We start from the raw sequence: 18,550 nt of genomic DNA, 5'->3' as shown, positions 1-18,550 counted from the left end.
CTAAGCGTAATTATGCAAACGATAACCGTCGATTTGGCGCGGCAGTCCGATTACATTTTAGTAATTGTTAACAAGCGTTCAAACTGATCGGCAGGAACCGGTTTACTGTAGTAATAGCCTTGCGCTTCATCACAGCCTTGCTCGCGCAAAAAAGCGAGTTGTTCGCTTGTCTCTACGCCTTCAGCAATAGTTCTCAGGCCAAGACTCTTTGACATGCTGATAATCGCTGCAACGATAGCTTTATCTTCCAGATCGGTATTAATGTCGCGCACAAATGACTGATCAATCTTGAGCTTATATGCTTTGAATTTCTTCAGGTAGTTGAGTGATGAATAACCTGTGCCAAAATCATCAATCGACATTTGGACGCCGAGTTCATGCAGATTATTCATTACCGCAATCGCCTCAAGCGGTTCATGCATTGCTGCTCCCTCGGTTAATTCCAGCTCCAGATATTCAGGGGGCAACTGCGCTTCTTTCAGAATGAGCGTGACCATATCGAGCAAATTAGGGTGACGAAACTGTACTGCTGACAAATTGACCGCAATGATGATAGGCGGGTGGCCATTATCAATCCAGCGTTTTAGCTGCATTACAGCCGAGCGTAATACCCATTCCCCAATTGATAAGATAACGCCGCAATCTTCCGCGACGGGGATGAATTCGTTCGGCGATACATTGCCCAGTACTGGATTGTGCCATCGTAGCAAGACTTCCGCGCCGATGATATATCCATTTCTAATGGATATCTGCGGTTGGTAATATACTTGAAACTGATTACCTTCTAGCGCATAACGCAAGGCGTTGACTAATTGTAAGTTGCGCATTGCATGTGCCTGCATTCTTGCAGTAAAAAATCGATAGCCGTTACGACCTTCCTGTTTTGCTTGATACATTGCGATATCGGCATTCTTTGAGAGTGTATCCACATCCGAACCATCATCAGGGTAGAGGGCAATGCCGATTGATGCGGTCACGATCAGATCATAGTGCTCGCTCTTGTATGGCTCTGAGATGACTCTCAGTATTTTTTGCGCAACTTGTGCCGCACCGCGTGCATTGTTACCGGGTAACAGCAAAATAAATTCATCCCCGCCCAAACGCACCGCCGTATCCTCCTCACGTAAAGCCTGTTTCAAACGCTTGGAAACTTCTATTAGAAATGCGTCGCCAGCATTATGTCCAAGCGTATCGTTGATGTCCTTGAAACGATCAATATCAACGAACATCAAAGCCAGGCACCCATTGCTGCGCTTTGTCAGACTCAGGGCGTAATTAAGATGATTGTTTAATTGAGCCCGATTGGGCAGGCCGGTCAGGGCATCAAAATTTGCCAAATAGTTAATTCGCGCTTCATTGCGTTTTCGCTCAGTAATGTCTCGAGTAATGCCAAGCAAGGTAGAGACCTCACCATACTCATTTCGCATGGGTGCCGCATGCGTTTCAAGCCAACGCTTTGCACCTTTCAGTCCCAATATTTCAAACTCTAAGGTGACATGTTCCCCGTTCATTACGCGCTCGTGTAGGGCTGTAAAAGCATCGCGGTATTGAGGAAGGATAAACTGCAGGAGATTATGCTGCTTCGCTATCTCTAAAGAATCTACCTCAAGCATTGCAAGACCTGCGGGATTCATCTCCAGAAGTTTGCCATCTTTGTCGACAATCTTTACACATTCCGGTTCTGTTTCAATAATAGTCCGCAAATGTTGTTCATTTGTGCGTAATGCTTCTGCCGCTTGTGCGCGCTGCTTCTCAAGGGCAAAGTTATTCAATGCGAAGCTGATATCCGTTGCCATTTCAATCACCAGTTTTTGTGTCGCTGCATCGAACGCATAGGCGTCACCGCTATATAAATTGAAAACCCCTGCAGTCACTCCCTGGCAATATAAAGGAAGAGAAGCAGAAGCTTCCCAGCCGAATATTTCCGCATTCTTGTGCCAGATGGCAGTGGCTGGATCACGCTTAAAATCTTGACACCATACGGGCGTTTTCTTAAGGATTGCGGCTTCAGGTACTCCATGTTCAGTGGTAAAATTAGCATCTATCGAGAATCTGATTTCTTCCAGATAGGCGGTGCCCGCACCGAATGAGGCGACCGGTTTGATCAATTTGCTTGCTTCGTCAATCATCCCGATCCACGCCATTTTCATCCCTCCAAAATTTACAGCGTCGCGGCAGATCTGAGGCAATAATTCCACTTCACTGGTGCAGCGTACGATTGCCTGGTTGCACTGACTTAATGCTGCATAAAGTCGCGTTGCTTGTTTCAACTGGGATTCGCTGGTTTTTCGTTCGGTGATGTCGCGAAACATACTCAACAGGTTACTGTCTGGCATGGCGGTTGTCATTACATCTACTGCAAACATCGATCCATCTTTACGTCGGAACTGGTATTCTTGCTGGTTATTTATCTTAATTTCGATTGCTTGGAAGGTGGGGTCGGTACGTTGGATTTCCATCTGCACAACGATGTCATAGGAATGCAGTCCAATCAACTCATTTTGGCTATAGCCCAGCATCTGGCATGCACTCGCATTGGCGTCGAGATAGAAGCCCTGACTATCCGTTATGACGATGCCATCAGGTGCATATTCGAACAGCGAGCGATATCGCGCTTCGCTTTGGCGCAATGCTTTCTCAGCTTTATGGCGATTGATAGCAATGGCCGCGATATGCGTGACGGCGTCGATGAGTCGCAGATGCTCCGGCCCAGGTAGATCAGGCTGTCGATAGTACATCGCAAAAGTTCCGAGCACCTGTTTGTTAACGTCAAAGATCGGGGTAGACCAGCAGGCACGTAATCCGAGCGGAAGCGCTGCAGCTCTGTATGGCTCCCAAAATGGATCGGTAGCGATATCTTCGACAAATACCGCTTTCTTGAGGTAAGCGGCCGTGCCGCACGATCCGGCGACAGGCCCGATCGGCAAGCCATCTATTGCCGCGATAAATTCCGTTGGCAAGTTCGGCGCAGCACCGTGGCGAATATGAACGCCGTCCTCGTCGAGCAGGAGGATGGATCCCATCATTCCGGGTACTTGATCTTCGGTAATCTGAATCAGCATGGTTAACGTTGTTGATAGCGAAATTCCGGAGGCAATCATATCCAGCACTTGATTCTGTCCACTGAGCAGGATTTCAGCGTGCTTGCGTTGAGTAATGTCATGGGCAATGCCCAGTATCTGGTTTACCAGCCCTTTCTCGTCACGAGAAAAAGGGGTTTCATGACTGATCAACCAACGCCAGTCACCTTGTTTATCCAGGATGCGGAATTCGATCGAGCGCATCTCTCCATCTAAGGCATCCAGCAATGTATTGTGATTTGCAACAATACCGGGCAGATCATCCGGATGCAGAATCTGAGTCAATTCTTGCCCCAGTGCTTGAATTTCTTCGATCGTATAGCCCAAGGCAGTGAACCACTTTGGATTGATATATACGTTCTTCTGTTCGGTAAAATCAAAGATGTAGATCAAACCAAGTTCAGTGTTTAGAATCCTTTCAAGAAAATGGTTGTGATTCTGTTGTTCCGGCGCAAAATTTTTTCGCAAGCTGGTGTCGCGGATACTGAAATAAATGACATGCTTACCATTATGAATAATTGGGTGGGTATAAACCTCTACCGGTAATTCGCTGCCATCTTTGCAATAGTGTTTCCAGTTAAAGAATTCCTTGGATCTCTTTAGTTTAGTGAGTTTGATCGGAAGATTGCTTCCCATTTCCTGGGAAGTCAGGTCCGAGATGTTCATTTGCTTTAATTCCTTGAGACTGTAGCCGTAACGTTTTGCTGCAGTCCGATTCGCAACGAGAATCCAGCCTTTCGTATCAACGATAAAAATAGCATCAAGGCTTGTGTTGAAAATTGTTCGGAAATTTATATCAGCAAATCCTGATGTGCTTTTTTTCATTTGAACCTTTTCGAACACTTTAGAACGACATGCTATAACTCTACCAGCTTTTCTATCAGCTGTAATTTGCGCATGCAATCCCCAATGTATTTGGCTAGCATTTCAAATCAGTAATAAGATCGTTTGTTGTCAATAAAAGGAGAGGGTCATTTTTGGATAGCGTAATTTTCTTAGTGTTGGTGTGTGGAAGGATTTCTTGATGTAAAGCAATGGCATTTATACGGGCAGTGTATGAAGTCTTGACGTCGATGCTGATTCAGGTAGGAAGTGTAAGAAAATGCTAATTAAAGACACGTCTTAATTAGATTCATGGGGGTTGCGGTTCGTGAGTGCTAATATCATTTCATGAATACAAAAGGTGCTCAACGACAGCGAGGACGTTGAGCACCTTTATAAGGTAGAAGTCACTTATTTTGCTTTAGTTTTGACTAATAAGCACCTTTTTTAGTACCTTCTTCACCTGGCTTTGCTGAGGTAGCCTCACGTGCGCCATCCTCGCGCGGCCCCCCTGATGTAACATCCCGCTTTTCGGAAGCGTTTTGATGTTCTTTATTGCCATCATCTTTCTTGTCGGATGAAGAATGGGGTTGTACTTGCTTAGGTGAATTCTGTTTATCATCAACTTTATTTTGAGTTTGAGAATAATCAGCAAATACATGCATGCTTGTTAATAAAAATGCCGCACTAATAATAAGCGCCAGTGTTGATTTTTTTCCTTGAATCATAATATTGCTCCTTTTTGATTAATAGGATTTTTATAGTGCGTCAAATTCTTTTTTCCGTCTGTGCGCCACCTAACAAACAGGCATAATTTATGCAAGAGTAAAATTTATACGTTGGTATTTTCTAAAAAGTCACATTGCTTAGTTAGATTCGAAGTGTGAAATTATTAAATGTTGGCTATCGTACATACAGATTCTTTTTCAACAGATAACTTAAAAAATGATGATGAGGAAAATAGTTCATTGTTCTGATCATCACGTAAATTAAAAACTTATTAAGGAGAATTAATTATGAACTGGGATCAAATCAAAGGAAATTGGACACAAGTTAAAGGTAAGGCGCAACAACAATGGGGTAAATTGACTAATGATGACTTGGACGTTATCGAAGGCAGGCGTGAGGAGTTTGTAGGTAAAGTTCAAGAGAGATATGGAATTGCAAAAGAGGAAGCTGAAAAACAAGTTGATGATTTTTGCAAAAAATGTGACTAACTGAGTTAGTTAAATACCGACCCGATTACAGAGCTAATAAAACCTTAAACTCTGTAATCGGGAAAATTAAATTCACGGGTAATGTTACCTCCTCAGCTATCAGAGTTCCGTATTAACAGCAATATCTTCTCGCAACCAAATCTGCTGGCTTAGAGAACTTCCAGTACTTCGCAAACCTTTTCTTTAATTGGATATTTATTTCCGATATTTCGCCTCGTTTTTTCAGAGCTGCTTTCAGTGTGATCATTTTTTTCATCATCATTTTTGTTTGTAGTTTGCTTCGAATGACAATGAATCGAAGCTGTCTCTGAGTCGCTCAGAGAGTTTTGTATAACTTGGCGCTTTGTGTGTGATCGCACATACCAGCGAAAATTCCTGCTGTAGTATGACCTTTGTAACGCTTCAAGTGCGTGACACAATCGGTCAGAAGCACTAATGCTTCTGAACATACATTTCCAGGTTGAAGTGCCGAGTTAATGTGCTAATCTGGAACCATAAACAAGGAGAAATCTTATGATAAATTTGGCGATTACTTTCTTAGTCATAGCAATAATTGCAGCCCTACTAGGCATTACCGGTGTCGCAGGCATGGCTATGGAAATGGCGTGGATTTTATTTGTTATCGGCGTTATTTTAGCGATTGTATTCTGGGTGCTAGGTCGACGTCCGCCGCCTGTATGACTCTTAAATTGTGATAAATCAGTGGATAGAAATGTAATTTTCTATAAGCAATTAAAAGCATTAATTTTGCAAATGTATTTAGCACAAGTTAGAAACATAGTTTCAATAAAAGGAGTTTTACTATGAATTGGGATCAAGTCAAAGGAAACTGGGCACAAGTTAAAGGCAAAGCGCAGCAGCAATGGGGCGAATTAACTAATGATGACCTGGATATTATCGAAGGAAAACGTGAAGAGCTGGTTGGCAGAATTCAGGAAAGATACGGCATTGCCAAAGAAGAAGCAGAAAAGCAAGTTGATGATTTTTGCAAAAAAAATTGAAATAAGCATTCTTATAAGATGGAGATTTGAAATGAATAATTTAATCAAAACAATTTTGGCTTTAAGTGCTTTTCTATTAATTGTTGTTTCACCCCAGGGTTATTCGCAAAGTGCGGTTCAAAGAATGGATGATGCAGAAACGCGGGCTGACAGATTGGAAGATAAAGCCGATCAGATAAGAGAAGCCGATGAGGATGCAAAAGAAGAAATGGGAGAGTTGCGCGAAAATCAAGCCGACAGAATGGAGGATCGCGCGGATCAGCTTAGAGAGTCAGCCGAAGATCAAGCCGATAGAATCGAAGATCGTGCAGATAAAGTCAGGGGCGGTTATTAATTATATAGTTGCAATGCAACTAGCCCAGACTTAAACTCGAATCTAAATTGATAACTATCAATTTAGATTCGAGCCGAACCCAACACAGGCTTAGTATAAACCAAACAAAATAGGGGGTAGTCATGAGCATGAAAGAAGCCTACGAAAAGAAACTGCAAGCGCAGCTGGATGAATGTGCTGCAGAGATTGATAAACTCAAGGCAAAGGCAGATAAAGCAGAAGCTGATGCGCAAATTGAATATTACAAACAAATCGAAGAGTTGAAATCCAAGCAAGCGACCGTGAATGGGAAACTTTCTGAACTCAAGGATGCCAGTGAGGATGCCTGGGAAGATCTCAAGGCTGGTGCTGAGAGCGCGTGGGATTCTCTGAGCGGCGCGCTAAAATCGGCCGCTTCCAGATTTAAGTGATATTTTTGCAGAAGTTTCTGTAAACGGTTTTAACATTAATATTTTTTAAAAACAACAAGAAATTTGACTTTATATGAGGTGCATTACATGAACAAAATAATTTTATCAGCTTTCCTGATTGCGGCATCCTTAATGCTTGCAGGCTGTGAACAAAAAGGTCCTGCCGAGCAAGCAGGGGAGAAAATAGACCGAGGCGTGGAAAATACCAAAGATACAGTGAGTGATGCTATTGAGGATGCTGGTGATAAGATTGAAGATGCCACTGATCGTTATTAATAATAAATAATAGCTCCATGTTGATTCAAATTTATCACAGGAAATTTTATCACTTACTATTTTTCTTATTTTAACTGTAAGATTATATGAATAAAATTGAAATTGAACAATCAAAAGATAAGCTGAATCGACTAGCCTGGCTATTAGACAGCACTTTCCGCATTCCAGGAACACAAATACGATTCGGTCTTGATGGACTCATTGGATTAATTCCCGGAATCGGGGATGCTGCAGGGGCGGTAATTTCCAGTCATATTCTGACACAAGCCGCTCAAATGGGTGTTCCCAAGTCAATTCTTCTGAAGATGGCTTTCAATATTGGATTAGATGCAATTTTGGGAATAATTCCTGTTTTAGGAGATGTTTCAGATTTCATGTGGAAAGCTAATCAACGTAATGTTGAGCTGCTTAATGAATATCTCGAGAAACCAGAAAAAACAGTAACGCACAGTCGTTTTTTTGTTGCAATAATGGGGCTTGTGGTATTTAGCGGGGTAGTTTTTATCGGTATGTTAGGTTTTCTTTTGATACGCTGGCTTTGGTTGTCAGTCGAAGGAAGCTGACATATATGAAAAATCCACTCTCATCGATCTTGTGCCTCCATGAACAATAAAAGAAAGAGATAGGAGATCTTGTGTTTGAATGGCTGACAAGCCCTGAAGCTTGGATCGCGTTAGGTACACTAACCGCGTTAGAAATTGTTCTGGGAATCGACAATATTATCTTTATCTCCATTCTTGTTGGACGACTTCCTGAGAAGCAACGAGCTTTTGCCAGAAGAATGGGGCTTGGTCTCGCCATGATAGCGCGCTTAGCATTGCTATTTTCAATTTCCTGGGTTATGGGATTAACCGAACCATGGGTCACGGTGTTTGCTTATGCGATTTCAGGGCGTGACGTGATTCTGGTCGGGGGCGGTTTGTTTCTAATTGCCAAAGCGACACATGAGATTCACAATAGCCTGGAAGGAGTAGAGGAGCAGGGACCTAATGTGGTGGTTTCCAGCATAGGGATGGTTTTGCTTCAAATTGCAATTTTGGATATTGTATTTTCACTGGATTCAGTCATTACGGCAGTGGGATTGGTTGATGAAGTTTCTCTCATGGCGATTGCCATCATTTTGGCAGTAATGGTGATGCTAGTGGCGGCGAAATCGATTGGCGATTTTGTGGATGAGCATCCTACGATCAAAATACTGGCGCTTTCTTTTCTTATTTTGGTGGGTGTTACACTCATGGTGGAAGGGTTTGGCGTACATGTGCCGAAGGGTTACATTTATTTTGCGATGGCTTTCTCCGTCACAGTAGAAATGCTCAATCTTCGCATGCGAAAAAAACGAGCCGAGCCGATCAAACTTTACAAAAAGATTTCTGAGTAGCAGACAGATTAGCGCGGCGATTCACTGCTATTTGCTTTTAGTGTGACATCGTACATACCAGACAACTGATTCCTGTAATACTTTTAGCCAGTCAAAAAATATTTTGCTTCATGTCTGAATAATGCCAGGTGATTGCAGGCCAATAAATCTCAGTTAGTTCGAGCAACCATTCTATTTTTATATGAGGCTATTATGCGTTCATTGCCTTTCCACTCATTCTTTCTAAATCTTGCGGTATCTCTATCATCTCTAATGCTTTTCGCTGCTTGCAATGCTCCATCGGAAAACTTGGTGGCGGAGACAACGCTTACCAGCAATCAATTGGCACCAGGCAGTGATATCGAATATGACGCAGAGCTCGGTGAGTCGCCCTGGCCAGATGAACAAGCTGCAACGCTGGCTATTAAGGCGAGCATTGAGCAAACGATCAGGTCGCGTTATTCAAATAATCTTCCCGCGCTTCGTCATGTTCATTCCAAAGCGCACGGCTGTGTGCTGGCGGATTTTAGAGTTAATGAAACGCTTCAGGACGAACATCAGCGCGGTGTCTTCCAGGCCGGCGCACATTATAAGGCCTGGATTCGTTTTTCAAATAGCGACAGCGATCCATCACGTGAAGATAAAGAAGGTGATGGGCGCGGTATGTCAATAAAATTGATGGGAATCCCCGGAAAAAAACTTCTGTCGGATGAGAGCAGCACACAAGATTTCTTAATGATTACTCATCCTGTATTTTTCATCAATGATCCGCAAAAATATTTAAGCCTCATTCAGTCGCTCAGCAGCTCAAATCTTTTGCGTCAATTGTCTGCGCCTCTCTCACTTGGCATTGAGGGATCAATCATTGCAGTAAAGATCAACAGTAAAAAGATTGCTAATCCACTCTATACGCGTTACTGGTCGGCAGTGCCTTATCAACTTGGCTCAGGATCGGACCGACGTGCAATGAAATATTCAGCCAAGCCCTGTAGTCAGGTGGATAACGTTCCCAATGAAACTCAGTTTCAGGATCCCAATTACCTGCGCACGGCAATGAAACAACATCTCAGCACCAATGATGCTTGTTTTGAATTTTTGATTCAGATGCGAGATACCGGTTCAGTAGAGGAGGATAAGCTTAGTGTCGAGATGGCCACAAGTGAGTGGAAGGAAAGCGTGGCACCTTTTTTTCAGGTTGCAACTATCACGATTCCCCGGCAAGATTTCGATAAGCCGGGGCAGCATAAATTCTGCGAAAATATTTCGTACACACCTTGGCATACTGTACCTGAACATCGCCCACTAGGTGGAATCAATCGAATCCGGAAAGTCGTTTATACGTCCATTGCTAATCTTAGGCACAACATGAACGGCGTCAGATCTATCGAACCAACAGGCAATGAGAGTTTTTAAAATCAGGAATTATTACAGTTGATGAAGAATTCGTTTGTATTTCTTAATGCTATGGTTTCATTGTGGGCCGGAGATTACAGTGGCAAATAGTAATATGGGCGTAAGCCAAGGAGAATCTAGGATGAACACGAAGGAATATGTTCTGCAATTTGCCCGATTAGTTGTAATTGCTATTCTGCTCATTGGTTGTTACCAGATTCTCCATCCGTTTATTCCCGCGATCGTGTTCGCAATGGTGGTATGTATTTCAACTTGGCCGATTTATCTGTGGTTGCGCGAAGCATTGAGGGGGAACACTACGCTGGCATCACTACTGATGATAGCGGGGATGATAATGCTCGTGATCATTCCGTCAACATTGCTTACTTTTAGTTTGGCAGAGAATGTTACGGCCATAATTGACGCGGTCAAAGTGTTCATGCAACAAGGTTCGGTTGAGCCTCCTGCATGGCTCAAAGACACTCCCTTCATTGGTGAGCAACTCATCCGGTATTGGCAAGGACTCATGTCTGGGGGGAAAGAAGTCGGTGTGTTGCTCACAGGATCACTTGAGCCGATTAAGAATTTTCTCCTTAATCTGGGTAATGTAATTGGCAAGAGCTTGCTGCAAATGGTTTTTGCCGCATTTATTGGCTTTTTTTTCTATCGAGACGGCGAAGCGCTGATACAAATGTTGCATATTGGTGTTGCAAAACTTCTTGATGGTAGCCTTGGCGTAGAACCTTTGGCACAAATTCACAATACCGTTACGGGGGTTGTGTATGGTATTTTTGGTTCAGCTTTAGCGCAAGCTATTGCGGCCATGATCGGATTTCTCATCGCTGGCTTATCAGGCTCGGGCGCATTTCTGCTCGGTGCTGCCACTTTCTTTCTATCAGTAATTCCCATGGGGCCATCCTTGATATGGGGCGGTGTCGGTATTTGGTTTCTCTACGATGGATCTTACGGGTGGGCGGCTTTCATGGTGTTATGGGGTGTTTTGGTGATCAGTAGCATTGACAACTTTGTCAGGCCTTATCTCATCAGCCGCGGAAGTAATCTATCTTTTTTATTGGTAGTTTTGGGCGCATCGGGTGGTATTATAGCTTATGGTTTTATCGGTATTTTCATTGGCCCACCCATTCTGGCCATAGGTATAACTCTCGTGCGGCTATGGACGTCGCAACCAACACCTCCAATTAAAAATACTCCGGTAAATCAACAACACTAATGATTTGTTTTTTGATATACCCTATTGATTCTTAATCTTATCTATACTATTCAAGCTGCAGTGCAATGCAAAAAGTTTTTAATAATTTGTCAGAGAGAATGAGACATTTCTCTATAGTCATTTCTGTGATTATAATGATCAATAAACTATTTTTTCCCATTATTTATCTTTTTGTGCGGCGCCGCACATACCGCTAAAAGTTCATGCGGTAGCATGTCATTGCGGTTGCGTGTTATGTTGGCAATCGATTAGGTTAACAAAACAATTTTCACAAATTAGAAGGAGACTCAAATGGGTAAATATTTTCTAGCATGGTTGCTTGGGGTACCAGTGAGCGTATTGGCAATTATTTATTTGTTCAATATGTAAGCGGTTAAATATTTCTATAAACTTTAGTGTATCGAGAGGTAAAATGAGACTGTTAAAGTTGGATATTGCTTGAAGTATTCTTGTTCAAAGCATTTTAATTGAATAATGGGCTAAGAACAGGTTCAATTTCTTGTTATTTGATTATCAATTGTCGAACTTAAGTTCAAAAGGAGGTAAAAGCATGGCAGCAGCAGATGAGTTTAGTAAAGAAATGGATCAAATAAAAAAAGATTTTGCTAGTCTACGGAATGATATTGGATCGATCATGACTTCAGTGAAGGATCTGGCAGAAAAGCAGGGGCAGAACGTTTCTGATTTAGCGCATGATGCGGAGAATACTGTTAAAAATCAGGCTAAAGAAACAGGAGAAAATGTAGAAAAGTATATCGAAGAGCGGCCACTAACCAGTGCTCTTATTGCATTTGGCAGTGGTTTTGTAATCGGTATGTTGTTGAGTAATAGACGTTAAAACTTTTATCTGGGTTTAAATGCTACCAAAATTGCTTGCAGAGATCGTTGCTGCTGAAACGGCTAAACTGTGGAAAGGTTCGGTCAGTTTGGCGGTGATGTTGTCTCTGTTGGGGCTGGCCTCGATGGCAATAATCGTTGGCATGATTTTTGTGCTTACTGGTTTGTATTTGTCTTTAGCAGAAACAATTCCGCCCTGGCAAGCAGGGATGATTGTTGGCGGCGGGGTGGCATTCATTGCCGGAGTGTTATTAATGGTTATTGCGCGACAAGGCGAGGATCCGCCGATTAAAGGTATTGACGCACCCGATCAGGCATTTGATGACCCAGCTGGTCAGCTGGGATCCGTGATAGGCAATATTGTTGGTAAGTCTAATATTAAACCTAGCGACATTGTGCTGACGGTTTTGATCTCTGGAATAGTGCTCGGTGCTAGTCCGAGTTTACGGCAACAGATACTAACTACTTTGTCAGAGATGGCTAAATCTAATGATAAAGAACATTGATGTTAAGTTTCCTTTTATCAAGAATCAAGCAATTATATTTCTCCGATAGTTGATGCTTCTTCCTTTGGTTTGCCTGAGTTTTGACATATTTCTAAATCGCTCAATTTGCTCTTTATCCTTATCCTTTAGTCGTCCCAATAGATATAAGCTTATGTTACTATCAGTAGAGTTTTAAGCAGTGCTTAACAAAGTGGTTGTTCATAACTGATCACAATATATTAATATTGAATAATATGATGAATTGGCAATTGCTATGATTTTGATTAAATCGTTTTAGAATAATCGACATTTTCATTTTCTATATTTAGGCTATTAAAGATCATGCTGACAATAACTGCAACTGATTATAAAGAGAATAGTATTCTTGGTGCGTTGACAGCGGCTGAGATCGAGAGTTTAATTCCTCATCTGGAACTTGTAACATTGTTACACTCTGAGGTTGTCTTCGAAGATAATGATAAATTACAATATGCTTATTTTCCTGTTTCAAGTACGGTGTCTTTGTTATGTTGTCTGGAAGATGGTTCGTGTGTGGAAGTAGCAATGGTAGGCAAAGAAGGAATATTAGGAATTTCGGTTGTGTTGGGTAATGCTAAAACATTAACTCAAGCAATAACCAAAATAGAAGGTCAAGCTTATCGAATCTCTATAAGAGCGTTACAAAACGCTTTGGCACGTAGTGAAGGCCGTCGCGCCGGAACATTAAAGAAATTGCTATTACGCTATGCCCAAACGCTATTTGTACAAATTTCACAGGCTACCGCGTGTAATCGACGGCATGCCCTAGAACAGCAGTTGTGTACTTGGTTGCTCTCCTGTTTCGACCGTGGTGATTCAAGTAATTTGTCAATCACCCACGAGTTAATTGCTTATATTTTGGGTGTTCGCCGTGAGAGTATTACTGTCATAGCAAAAAAATTGCAGCAGGATGGGATGATAGAATATAGTCGCGGCCAGATAGAGCTTAAAGACAGAGAGAAACTTGAAGTCAATGCGTGCGAATGTTACAGTGTCGTGAAGAATGAGTCTTCTCGCTGGATAATTGATACTAGTAGAGCCGCCTAAGCAACTTTATATTTTATTAAGCGCGCTTATAGTCATGGCATGTGAACGGCACAAGTAGTTGGTGTTCATGCAGGTGGCATGCGAGGTACTGTATCGTCATTAGCAGTTAATTTTTCGACTACTTGCTTCCACGCAAGCTCAAAAGAATCCAGCACTGCCGTACTTCCAGAAGGTAAAAATGAATCAGGATTTTCTAAAGGTATGTGATGTGTGTGGCATCTACAGATGCGCTCCAGAGCCTCCTCATAAGCATCAGGATCAATATGATTCAGCGAGTAGGTGCAAAGCAGTGAAAATTCAAATGTTTTGAATAAGTCATTCCATAAATCCTCGAGCTGCATAGCCATATCGTGTGAATCGTTTTGCCAAAGAATGTCAACCATTTCACCAAAGATACGAAGTTTGCCATATTTTAATTTTATGGTTCTCATGGGATTCGCAACAAATTTTTCGAAGGCTTCCGCATCAATTTCACCATCAAGCGATATGCTTGACAGTAGAAATTCTGCATCAAAAAATTTAATTTGGCCTTGATCTTGTAAAGACTGTGTATCAAAATCCAACGTACCCATACAATCAATTAAGGATTTTCTCAGCCTGGATCGTGCGATAACTGTAACCGCTTCACCATTACGTAAACCTTCAGCAACGTAATGCGCAACCGCTTCAAGTTTGACCTCGCGATCTCGACACACTTTAACTAGGTGACTGCCAGCAAGGGGATTTGTTAACACCCCGAGTCCAGGTTCGATCATAATGCACCTTGAATTTAGACGATTATTAGAATATTTACATAATTCAGAGAGAAGGACCATGGTTTCTCAAAAAAACTGCCAAATTTTGGCTTCATTCTCCCTTCTAAAATTTCAATATAATTATAATACATTTTATTGAAATATCTATCTGCAATTAACTTTCGGATTGCCAAGAGAAATTGATCTTCCCATTTAAGCGACTCCATGCTTTAATCTCTTCCGGGTTTAATTCCTCGCCCCTTGGGGCGAAGGCTGGTTGAAAACCAGCAGTCTGAAGAGCGCTTTTAATACCTCGCTGCTTGCGGCGGGGTGCTTTATTTCTGCTTCATATTAATCTGAGCGGATTTATTCGAATTGATAAACGCATATCGAAACCGGAACTGAGAATTTCATTGCGTAACCCATGACAGTGTATATGATTCGGGGAACGGGCCAGATTTATAATCAATGTTGCCTTTGGGTTCAATATTCTTCTGAAGAAATACTTGACGTATCATTTCGGGAATCATGACCATGCCCACATAACGTCCTAGGCATTGATGCGCACCAAACCCAAAATGAAAATAGTTATACCAGTTACGTTGTGGGATAAATTCTTCCGGCGACTCAAAGGCTCGTTCATCGAACGTAGCCGATAAAGTTACGGGCAGCACATGAGTGCCTGCCCGTAATACTGTTTCATGGTCGGTGCCTTTTGCGGCAGTGTAATCGCTTGCGGTCGTCCGGAATAAATAGGGCGTGATCGGAACAAAACGTAAGGCTTCCCAGACAATTCCGTCGAATTCAGTGGCGTCATCTTTCTGTGCAGCAGCTTTTGCTTTTTCCAGCCATTCCGAATGCTGAAACAGGTATTGCAGTACTTGCGCCACGGCCTGAGCGGTCGTCTCGATTGCACCAATCAGTAATCCACCCGCATTAATACCTAAACGTTTAATATCGAAATCCAGTTCTTTTGCAAAGCTGGTACGCAGCATTCGAGTGACAATATCATCCTCCAATCTCACGATCGTTGAGAATGTCAACTTCTCAATCTTAACTGCAAGAAGGCGTTTTGCAATCAGCATAGTGATAAAGTCGCTTAGCTTCTTGGAAGTTTCATTGTGACGATCAATAATACGTTGCGACAGTTGCGACGGAACTAAGTCGAAAGGTTGGTTATGAAAAGTATCATATTGATTCCAGTAGGACCATTCAATCAAATCCTCTCTTTTCGCCCCGGTCAGTCCAAAATAGTTTTGTACCAATGTTGCCGGAACCATGCGGCAGAAACTGTTGACCACTTCAATCTGCCCATTGGCATTACTTAGAATCCCTTTGGCAATATCTGCAATCATATTGCGTACGCGCGGTAAATCGTCTCGATTTAGCATGAACTGCATCAATGATTTTTCACGCGTATGCAGTGCGTCATCATCATGTGCCATCAAATAATTATCCATTTTTGGGACATATGGCTTGACGGTAAAAACCTTGTACATGGTCAGTATTTCTCTGACATCATCAAAACGCGTTACCAGCGTGCAGTCAGGTGTCACCAGGATGGGGCGTTTGGCACGCAATTCCTTAAAAAAAGGCAAAGGCTCGGTATCCATCCAGCGGCGAACTAAGGGAAATTTCTCTGCGTCTGCGGTAGCGTCGTAGCGCTCTAGATAATTTGTACTCATTTCATCACTCCCTGTTCATTAATAAATGATAGCTGAAGATTCTAATTACAGAGTTTTAAGATATTCAAGCAAATCCAACCGCTCTTCTTTATTGAGTTTCGGCAAAGTGTTGCCATCAGATTGAGCCGTCCCGCCGGATGAATACTCGTGCCCAGCATTACTATTGCCCTTTAAACGAGTATCAAAGGTAAAGCCGTCGTATCCTTCACTTTTAAGGCCAACTTTCTCAGGATCGAATTCGCGCGATCCTACTTGGAACTCGTCAGGTCGATATTCACCATCTTCCGGGTCACCTTCGCGTTTCTTGGGTAGCAATAAATCATAGAGCGTTGGTACAGATCCGTTGTGGAGGTAGGGCGCTGTCGCCCAAATGCCATTTAATGATCTCGCCTTATAAGCGTTTAATGAAGCAAATGGATCGACTGTCGTATCAGGATCATAATTACCGTGTTTTAGCGAAGGATTGATTTTGTTGCGGATAAATGCCGTGCCGATATCTACAAGCCAATCTGCCCAGCGCCGGAGAAACCATTTGTCGGGATCTGGAGTGGCCACTACATTTAAGGTCGCCTTTGTCAGCAATGAGGCAACAGGTGCTTTCTGATCGAGTAAAATATCTCCAATACCTACGCTTACATACTGGTTGCGCAAAATACCCGAGTAGCCCTGGTACTCCCTGCCGTTCTTGGCCATAACCGGATCGGTCCCTACATCACTGACTCTAGACATATTTGCAACGATGCGACGCTGAGGGTCGGTGCGATCAATTCTGGCATGGCAGCTTTCACAATATTGATTAAACAATAATTTGCCGCGAAAAACACGTTCCTTATCAGGTTCTCCCAGAATCTCTTCCGGCCATACAGGGGATTGCAGTTTATCCAGGTGTGACTCAATTCTGCTTAGATTGTGTACGTTGACGGAAGAATCAAAGCTAATCTTTTTGGTTCCAGCGGCTTGTCCACCGATAAGCGTCGATATGCTAAACCCTTTTTCTTCTTTCCAATCTAACGTGCCAAAAACTCCGATAACTTCTCCGGTATTACGTCCAAGCGGACCTAACCCGGCATTGGAAGCTAACCCGTTCCACTGCACGTAATCATGTTGAGGTATATCCCACAAGAAAGGGTAACTGACAGGCGCATTAGGTGAGTTAAATAATTTCTGACGCAATTTTCCTAATTGCTCCCACTCGAGTGTTTTGGTAAGACGCGCAACCAAATGATCGCGCTGATCACCTGTCATAATCTTGTCCACATTTTGCATGATTTTATTGAGTTCTTCTTCTGTCATGCCTGTATTGCCCAATGCTCCACCGTCACTCAATAGTTCCTTTAATACGCTATCATTGACGAGGTGTTCCAGCACACGGTTATAAATGCGCCCAAACGCATCCAGTCGTGCATAACCGTAGGGAATATTAGTGCCGTCCTCATCGACACTGCGATTAATAGTTATATAGCTGGAGAGACGTTGTTTGTATTTCTCCAGATCACTAAGCACTTCAGCCTCTGATTTGTAGTTGCCCAGCGCAAGTACATTCTTGACAAATCGGTCTTCTTTCTCCTTATCCCTTTGAGTGTGGTGCATAGCTTTCGTTATGTCCTTCATAATGCTATCCATATCTGCACTAGCCGGGCCGCCATCAATACGAATGCCCACACCATTATAGTTTATTTGCCCGGTGTGACAGGCAGCACAAGTCAACCCTATGTATTCTTTATCCCTGTAACTATCTTTTACCCATCCGACAGGTAATGCATCCGGATTACTGGAAGTAGCTTTCTGAGGTAAGTAACGATAGGAGTTCATGTTTTCATCGGTACGGAAAAGCTCGGGTTTTTTTTGCTGTTCCAATGCCATGAAGAAATCATAAGGCATAAGATTCGATCCCTGCGTGGTGGTATAAAACCACAGGCTGTCAGCGATGTCCCAGCCTTGGTCAAGGTACTGCACCGTTGTATAACTATCTCCAAAGGGATCTTGGGTAACAGTAGTCGCTCCACGTTCAGGATCAGTTTCCGGAATCAGCGTGCAACCAGAAATTCCAGTCAAAAGAAGCAAAGCTGAAATAAAAGATAGCAACTGTTTTCTTGATGATTTAAATGATTGCTTCACGATGGTTCCCCTTTTGCTTGATTTTGTTTAACCATTACTGTTAAGAACAAGAAATACTTACATAACAATGATAGTTCTACATTCCACAATTATCTTGCAATGTTGTCATGATTTCTGGTTCTTTACATTACATGACTCTTGATTATATCTATTCGAGGTCCGTGCTCAACGCTAAATTCTGGCGTATTGTTTTAGTCTTACGGCTGCGCCAATTCAGAATTATATTCAGAATTTACTGTATAGATAATAGCAATACTAACATGTCTTATAAAACATATCAGAAATCGACATCTAACTAATAGATAAAAACACAAGCTTCTATCCTGAGAAAAATTTTCTTCATTCATGAACATCGCTATTCCTGGGATTTACACTGACACGGCAGTCACCCCATCATTAACCGAATTTAAAAGTAGATGTTAATGAGCTAATTGAGCAAGTTTTTGTTTTGGTGTTATTCCTCCGATAGGCTGTATTAGGCCGTT

18 protein-coding genes are annotated in these 18,550 nt (G+C 42.4%); 13 read left to right on the top strand and 5 right to left on the bottom strand.

Annotated features, from left to right (window positions below):
• Window positions 1-50: 50 nt before the first annotated feature.
• Together K2Q13_RS11465 and K2Q13_RS11460 are read right to left on the bottom strand one after the other, a co-directional pair.
• Window positions 51-3,905 (bottom strand): PAS domain S-box protein, encoded by a 3,855-nt coding sequence (locus K2Q13_RS11465; protein ID WP_292921255.1) that lies wholly within the window; start codon window positions 3,903-3,905, stop codon window positions 51-53.
• 428 nt (window positions 3,906-4,333) lie between these two features.
• On the bottom strand, window positions 4,334-4,630 hold the full coding sequence (locus K2Q13_RS11460; RefSeq protein ID WP_292921254.1) for a hypothetical protein: 297 nt from the start codon (window positions 4,628-4,630) through the stop codon (window positions 4,334-4,336).
• A 288-nt stretch (window positions 4,631-4,918) separates the two neighbouring features.
• Here K2Q13_RS11460 and K2Q13_RS11455 point away from each other — a divergent pair, with 288 nt between their 5' ends.
• The 13 genes from K2Q13_RS11455 (at window position 4,919) to K2Q13_RS11395 (ending at window position 13,528) form a co-directional block, all read left to right on the top strand.
• Window positions 4,919-5,119 carry a CsbD family protein gene (locus K2Q13_RS11455; RefSeq protein ID WP_292921253.1) on the top strand — a complete coding sequence of 67 codons (201 nt, stop codon included), beginning with the start codon at window positions 4,919-4,921 and terminating at the stop codon, window positions 5,117-5,119.
• A 513-nt stretch (window positions 5,120-5,632) separates the two neighbouring features.
• The gene (locus K2Q13_RS11450; protein WP_292921252.1) at window positions 5,633-5,800 is read left to right on the top strand and encodes a DUF1328 domain-containing protein; all 168 of its coding nucleotides are present in this window, start codon (window positions 5,633-5,635) and stop codon (window positions 5,798-5,800) included.
• A gap of 122 nt (window positions 5,801-5,922) precedes the next feature.
• Window positions 5,923-6,120 carry a CsbD family protein gene (locus K2Q13_RS11445; RefSeq protein ID WP_292921251.1) on the top strand — a complete coding sequence of 66 codons (198 nt, stop codon included), beginning with the start codon at window positions 5,923-5,925 and terminating at the stop codon, window positions 6,118-6,120.
• 31 nt (window positions 6,121-6,151) lie between these two features.
• Complete coding sequence (locus K2Q13_RS11440; RefSeq protein WP_292921250.1) at window positions 6,152-6,454, top strand: hypothetical protein; 303 nt, start codon at window positions 6,152-6,154, stop codon at window positions 6,452-6,454.
• A gap of 122 nt (window positions 6,455-6,576) precedes the next feature.
• On the top strand, window positions 6,577-6,864 hold the full coding sequence (locus K2Q13_RS11435) for a coiled coil domain-containing protein (RefSeq protein WP_292921249.1): 288 nt from the start codon (window positions 6,577-6,579) through the stop codon (window positions 6,862-6,864).
• A gap of 87 nt (window positions 6,865-6,951) precedes the next feature.
• Window positions 6,952-7,140, top strand: coding sequence for a lipoprotein (locus tag K2Q13_RS11430; protein ID WP_292921247.1), 189 nt, complete (start codon window positions 6,952-6,954; stop codon window positions 7,138-7,140).
• 86 nt (window positions 7,141-7,226) lie between these two features.
• Window positions 7,227-7,703, top strand: coding sequence for a DUF4112 domain-containing protein (locus K2Q13_RS11425; RefSeq protein ID WP_292921245.1), 477 nt, complete (start codon window positions 7,227-7,229; stop codon window positions 7,701-7,703).
• 71 nt (window positions 7,704-7,774) lie between these two features.
• Window positions 7,775-8,518: a TerC family protein gene (locus K2Q13_RS11420; RefSeq protein ID WP_292921244.1), complete on the top strand. Its 744-nt coding sequence runs from the start codon at window positions 7,775-7,777 to the stop codon at window positions 8,516-8,518.
• A 192-nt stretch (window positions 8,519-8,710) separates the two neighbouring features.
• Complete coding sequence (locus K2Q13_RS11415; RefSeq protein WP_292921243.1) at window positions 8,711-9,910, top strand: catalase family protein; 1,200 nt, start codon at window positions 8,711-8,713, stop codon at window positions 9,908-9,910.
• Window positions 9,911-10,031: 121 nt separating this feature from the next.
• Window positions 10,032-11,120, top strand: a complete 1,089-nt coding sequence (locus K2Q13_RS11410) for an AI-2E family transporter (protein ID WP_292921242.1) — start codon at window positions 10,032-10,034, stop codon at window positions 11,118-11,120.
• 550 nt (window positions 11,121-11,670) lie between these two features.
• Window positions 11,671-11,958, top strand: a complete 288-nt coding sequence (locus K2Q13_RS11405) for a DUF883 domain-containing protein (protein ID WP_292921240.1) — start codon at window positions 11,671-11,673, stop codon at window positions 11,956-11,958.
• A gap of 19 nt (window positions 11,959-11,977) precedes the next feature.
• Window positions 11,978-12,463 (top strand): phage holin family protein, encoded by a 486-nt coding sequence (locus K2Q13_RS11400; RefSeq protein ID WP_292921238.1) that lies wholly within the window; start codon window positions 11,978-11,980, stop codon window positions 12,461-12,463.
• Between the two features lie 321 nt (window positions 12,464-12,784).
• Window positions 12,785-13,528, top strand: coding sequence for a Crp/Fnr family transcriptional regulator (locus K2Q13_RS11395; protein WP_292921236.1), 744 nt, complete (start codon window positions 12,785-12,787; stop codon window positions 13,526-13,528).
• Window positions 13,529-13,593: 65 nt separating this feature from the next.
• On the opposite strand, the gene K2Q13_RS11390 is transcribed toward K2Q13_RS11395, so the two are convergent.
• The 3 genes from K2Q13_RS11390 to K2Q13_RS11380 form a co-directional block, all read right to left on the bottom strand.
• The gene (locus K2Q13_RS11390; protein WP_292921235.1) at window positions 13,594-14,283 is read right to left on the bottom strand and encodes an MEDS domain-containing protein; all 690 of its coding nucleotides are present in this window, start codon (window positions 14,281-14,283) and stop codon (window positions 13,594-13,596) included.
• Between the two features lie 389 nt (window positions 14,284-14,672).
• Window positions 14,673-15,947, bottom strand: coding sequence for a cytochrome P450 (locus K2Q13_RS11385; protein ID WP_292921234.1), 1,275 nt, complete (start codon window positions 15,945-15,947; stop codon window positions 14,673-14,675).
• Window positions 15,948-15,992: 45 nt separating this feature from the next.
• Window positions 15,993-18,065 carry a di-heme-cytochrome C peroxidase gene (locus K2Q13_RS11380; protein ID WP_292921233.1) on the bottom strand — a complete coding sequence of 691 codons (2,073 nt, stop codon included), beginning with the start codon at window positions 18,063-18,065 and terminating at the stop codon, window positions 15,993-15,995.
• Window positions 18,066-18,550 lie beyond the last annotated feature (485 nt).

The sequence above is a fragment of the Nitrosomonas sp. genome, from assembly GCF_019752095.1.
In the GTDB taxonomy this organism is placed as follows: domain Bacteria; phylum Pseudomonadota; class Gammaproteobacteria; order Burkholderiales; family Nitrosomonadaceae; genus Nitrosomonas.
This window is presented reverse-complemented; position numbering and strand designations above follow the sequence as displayed.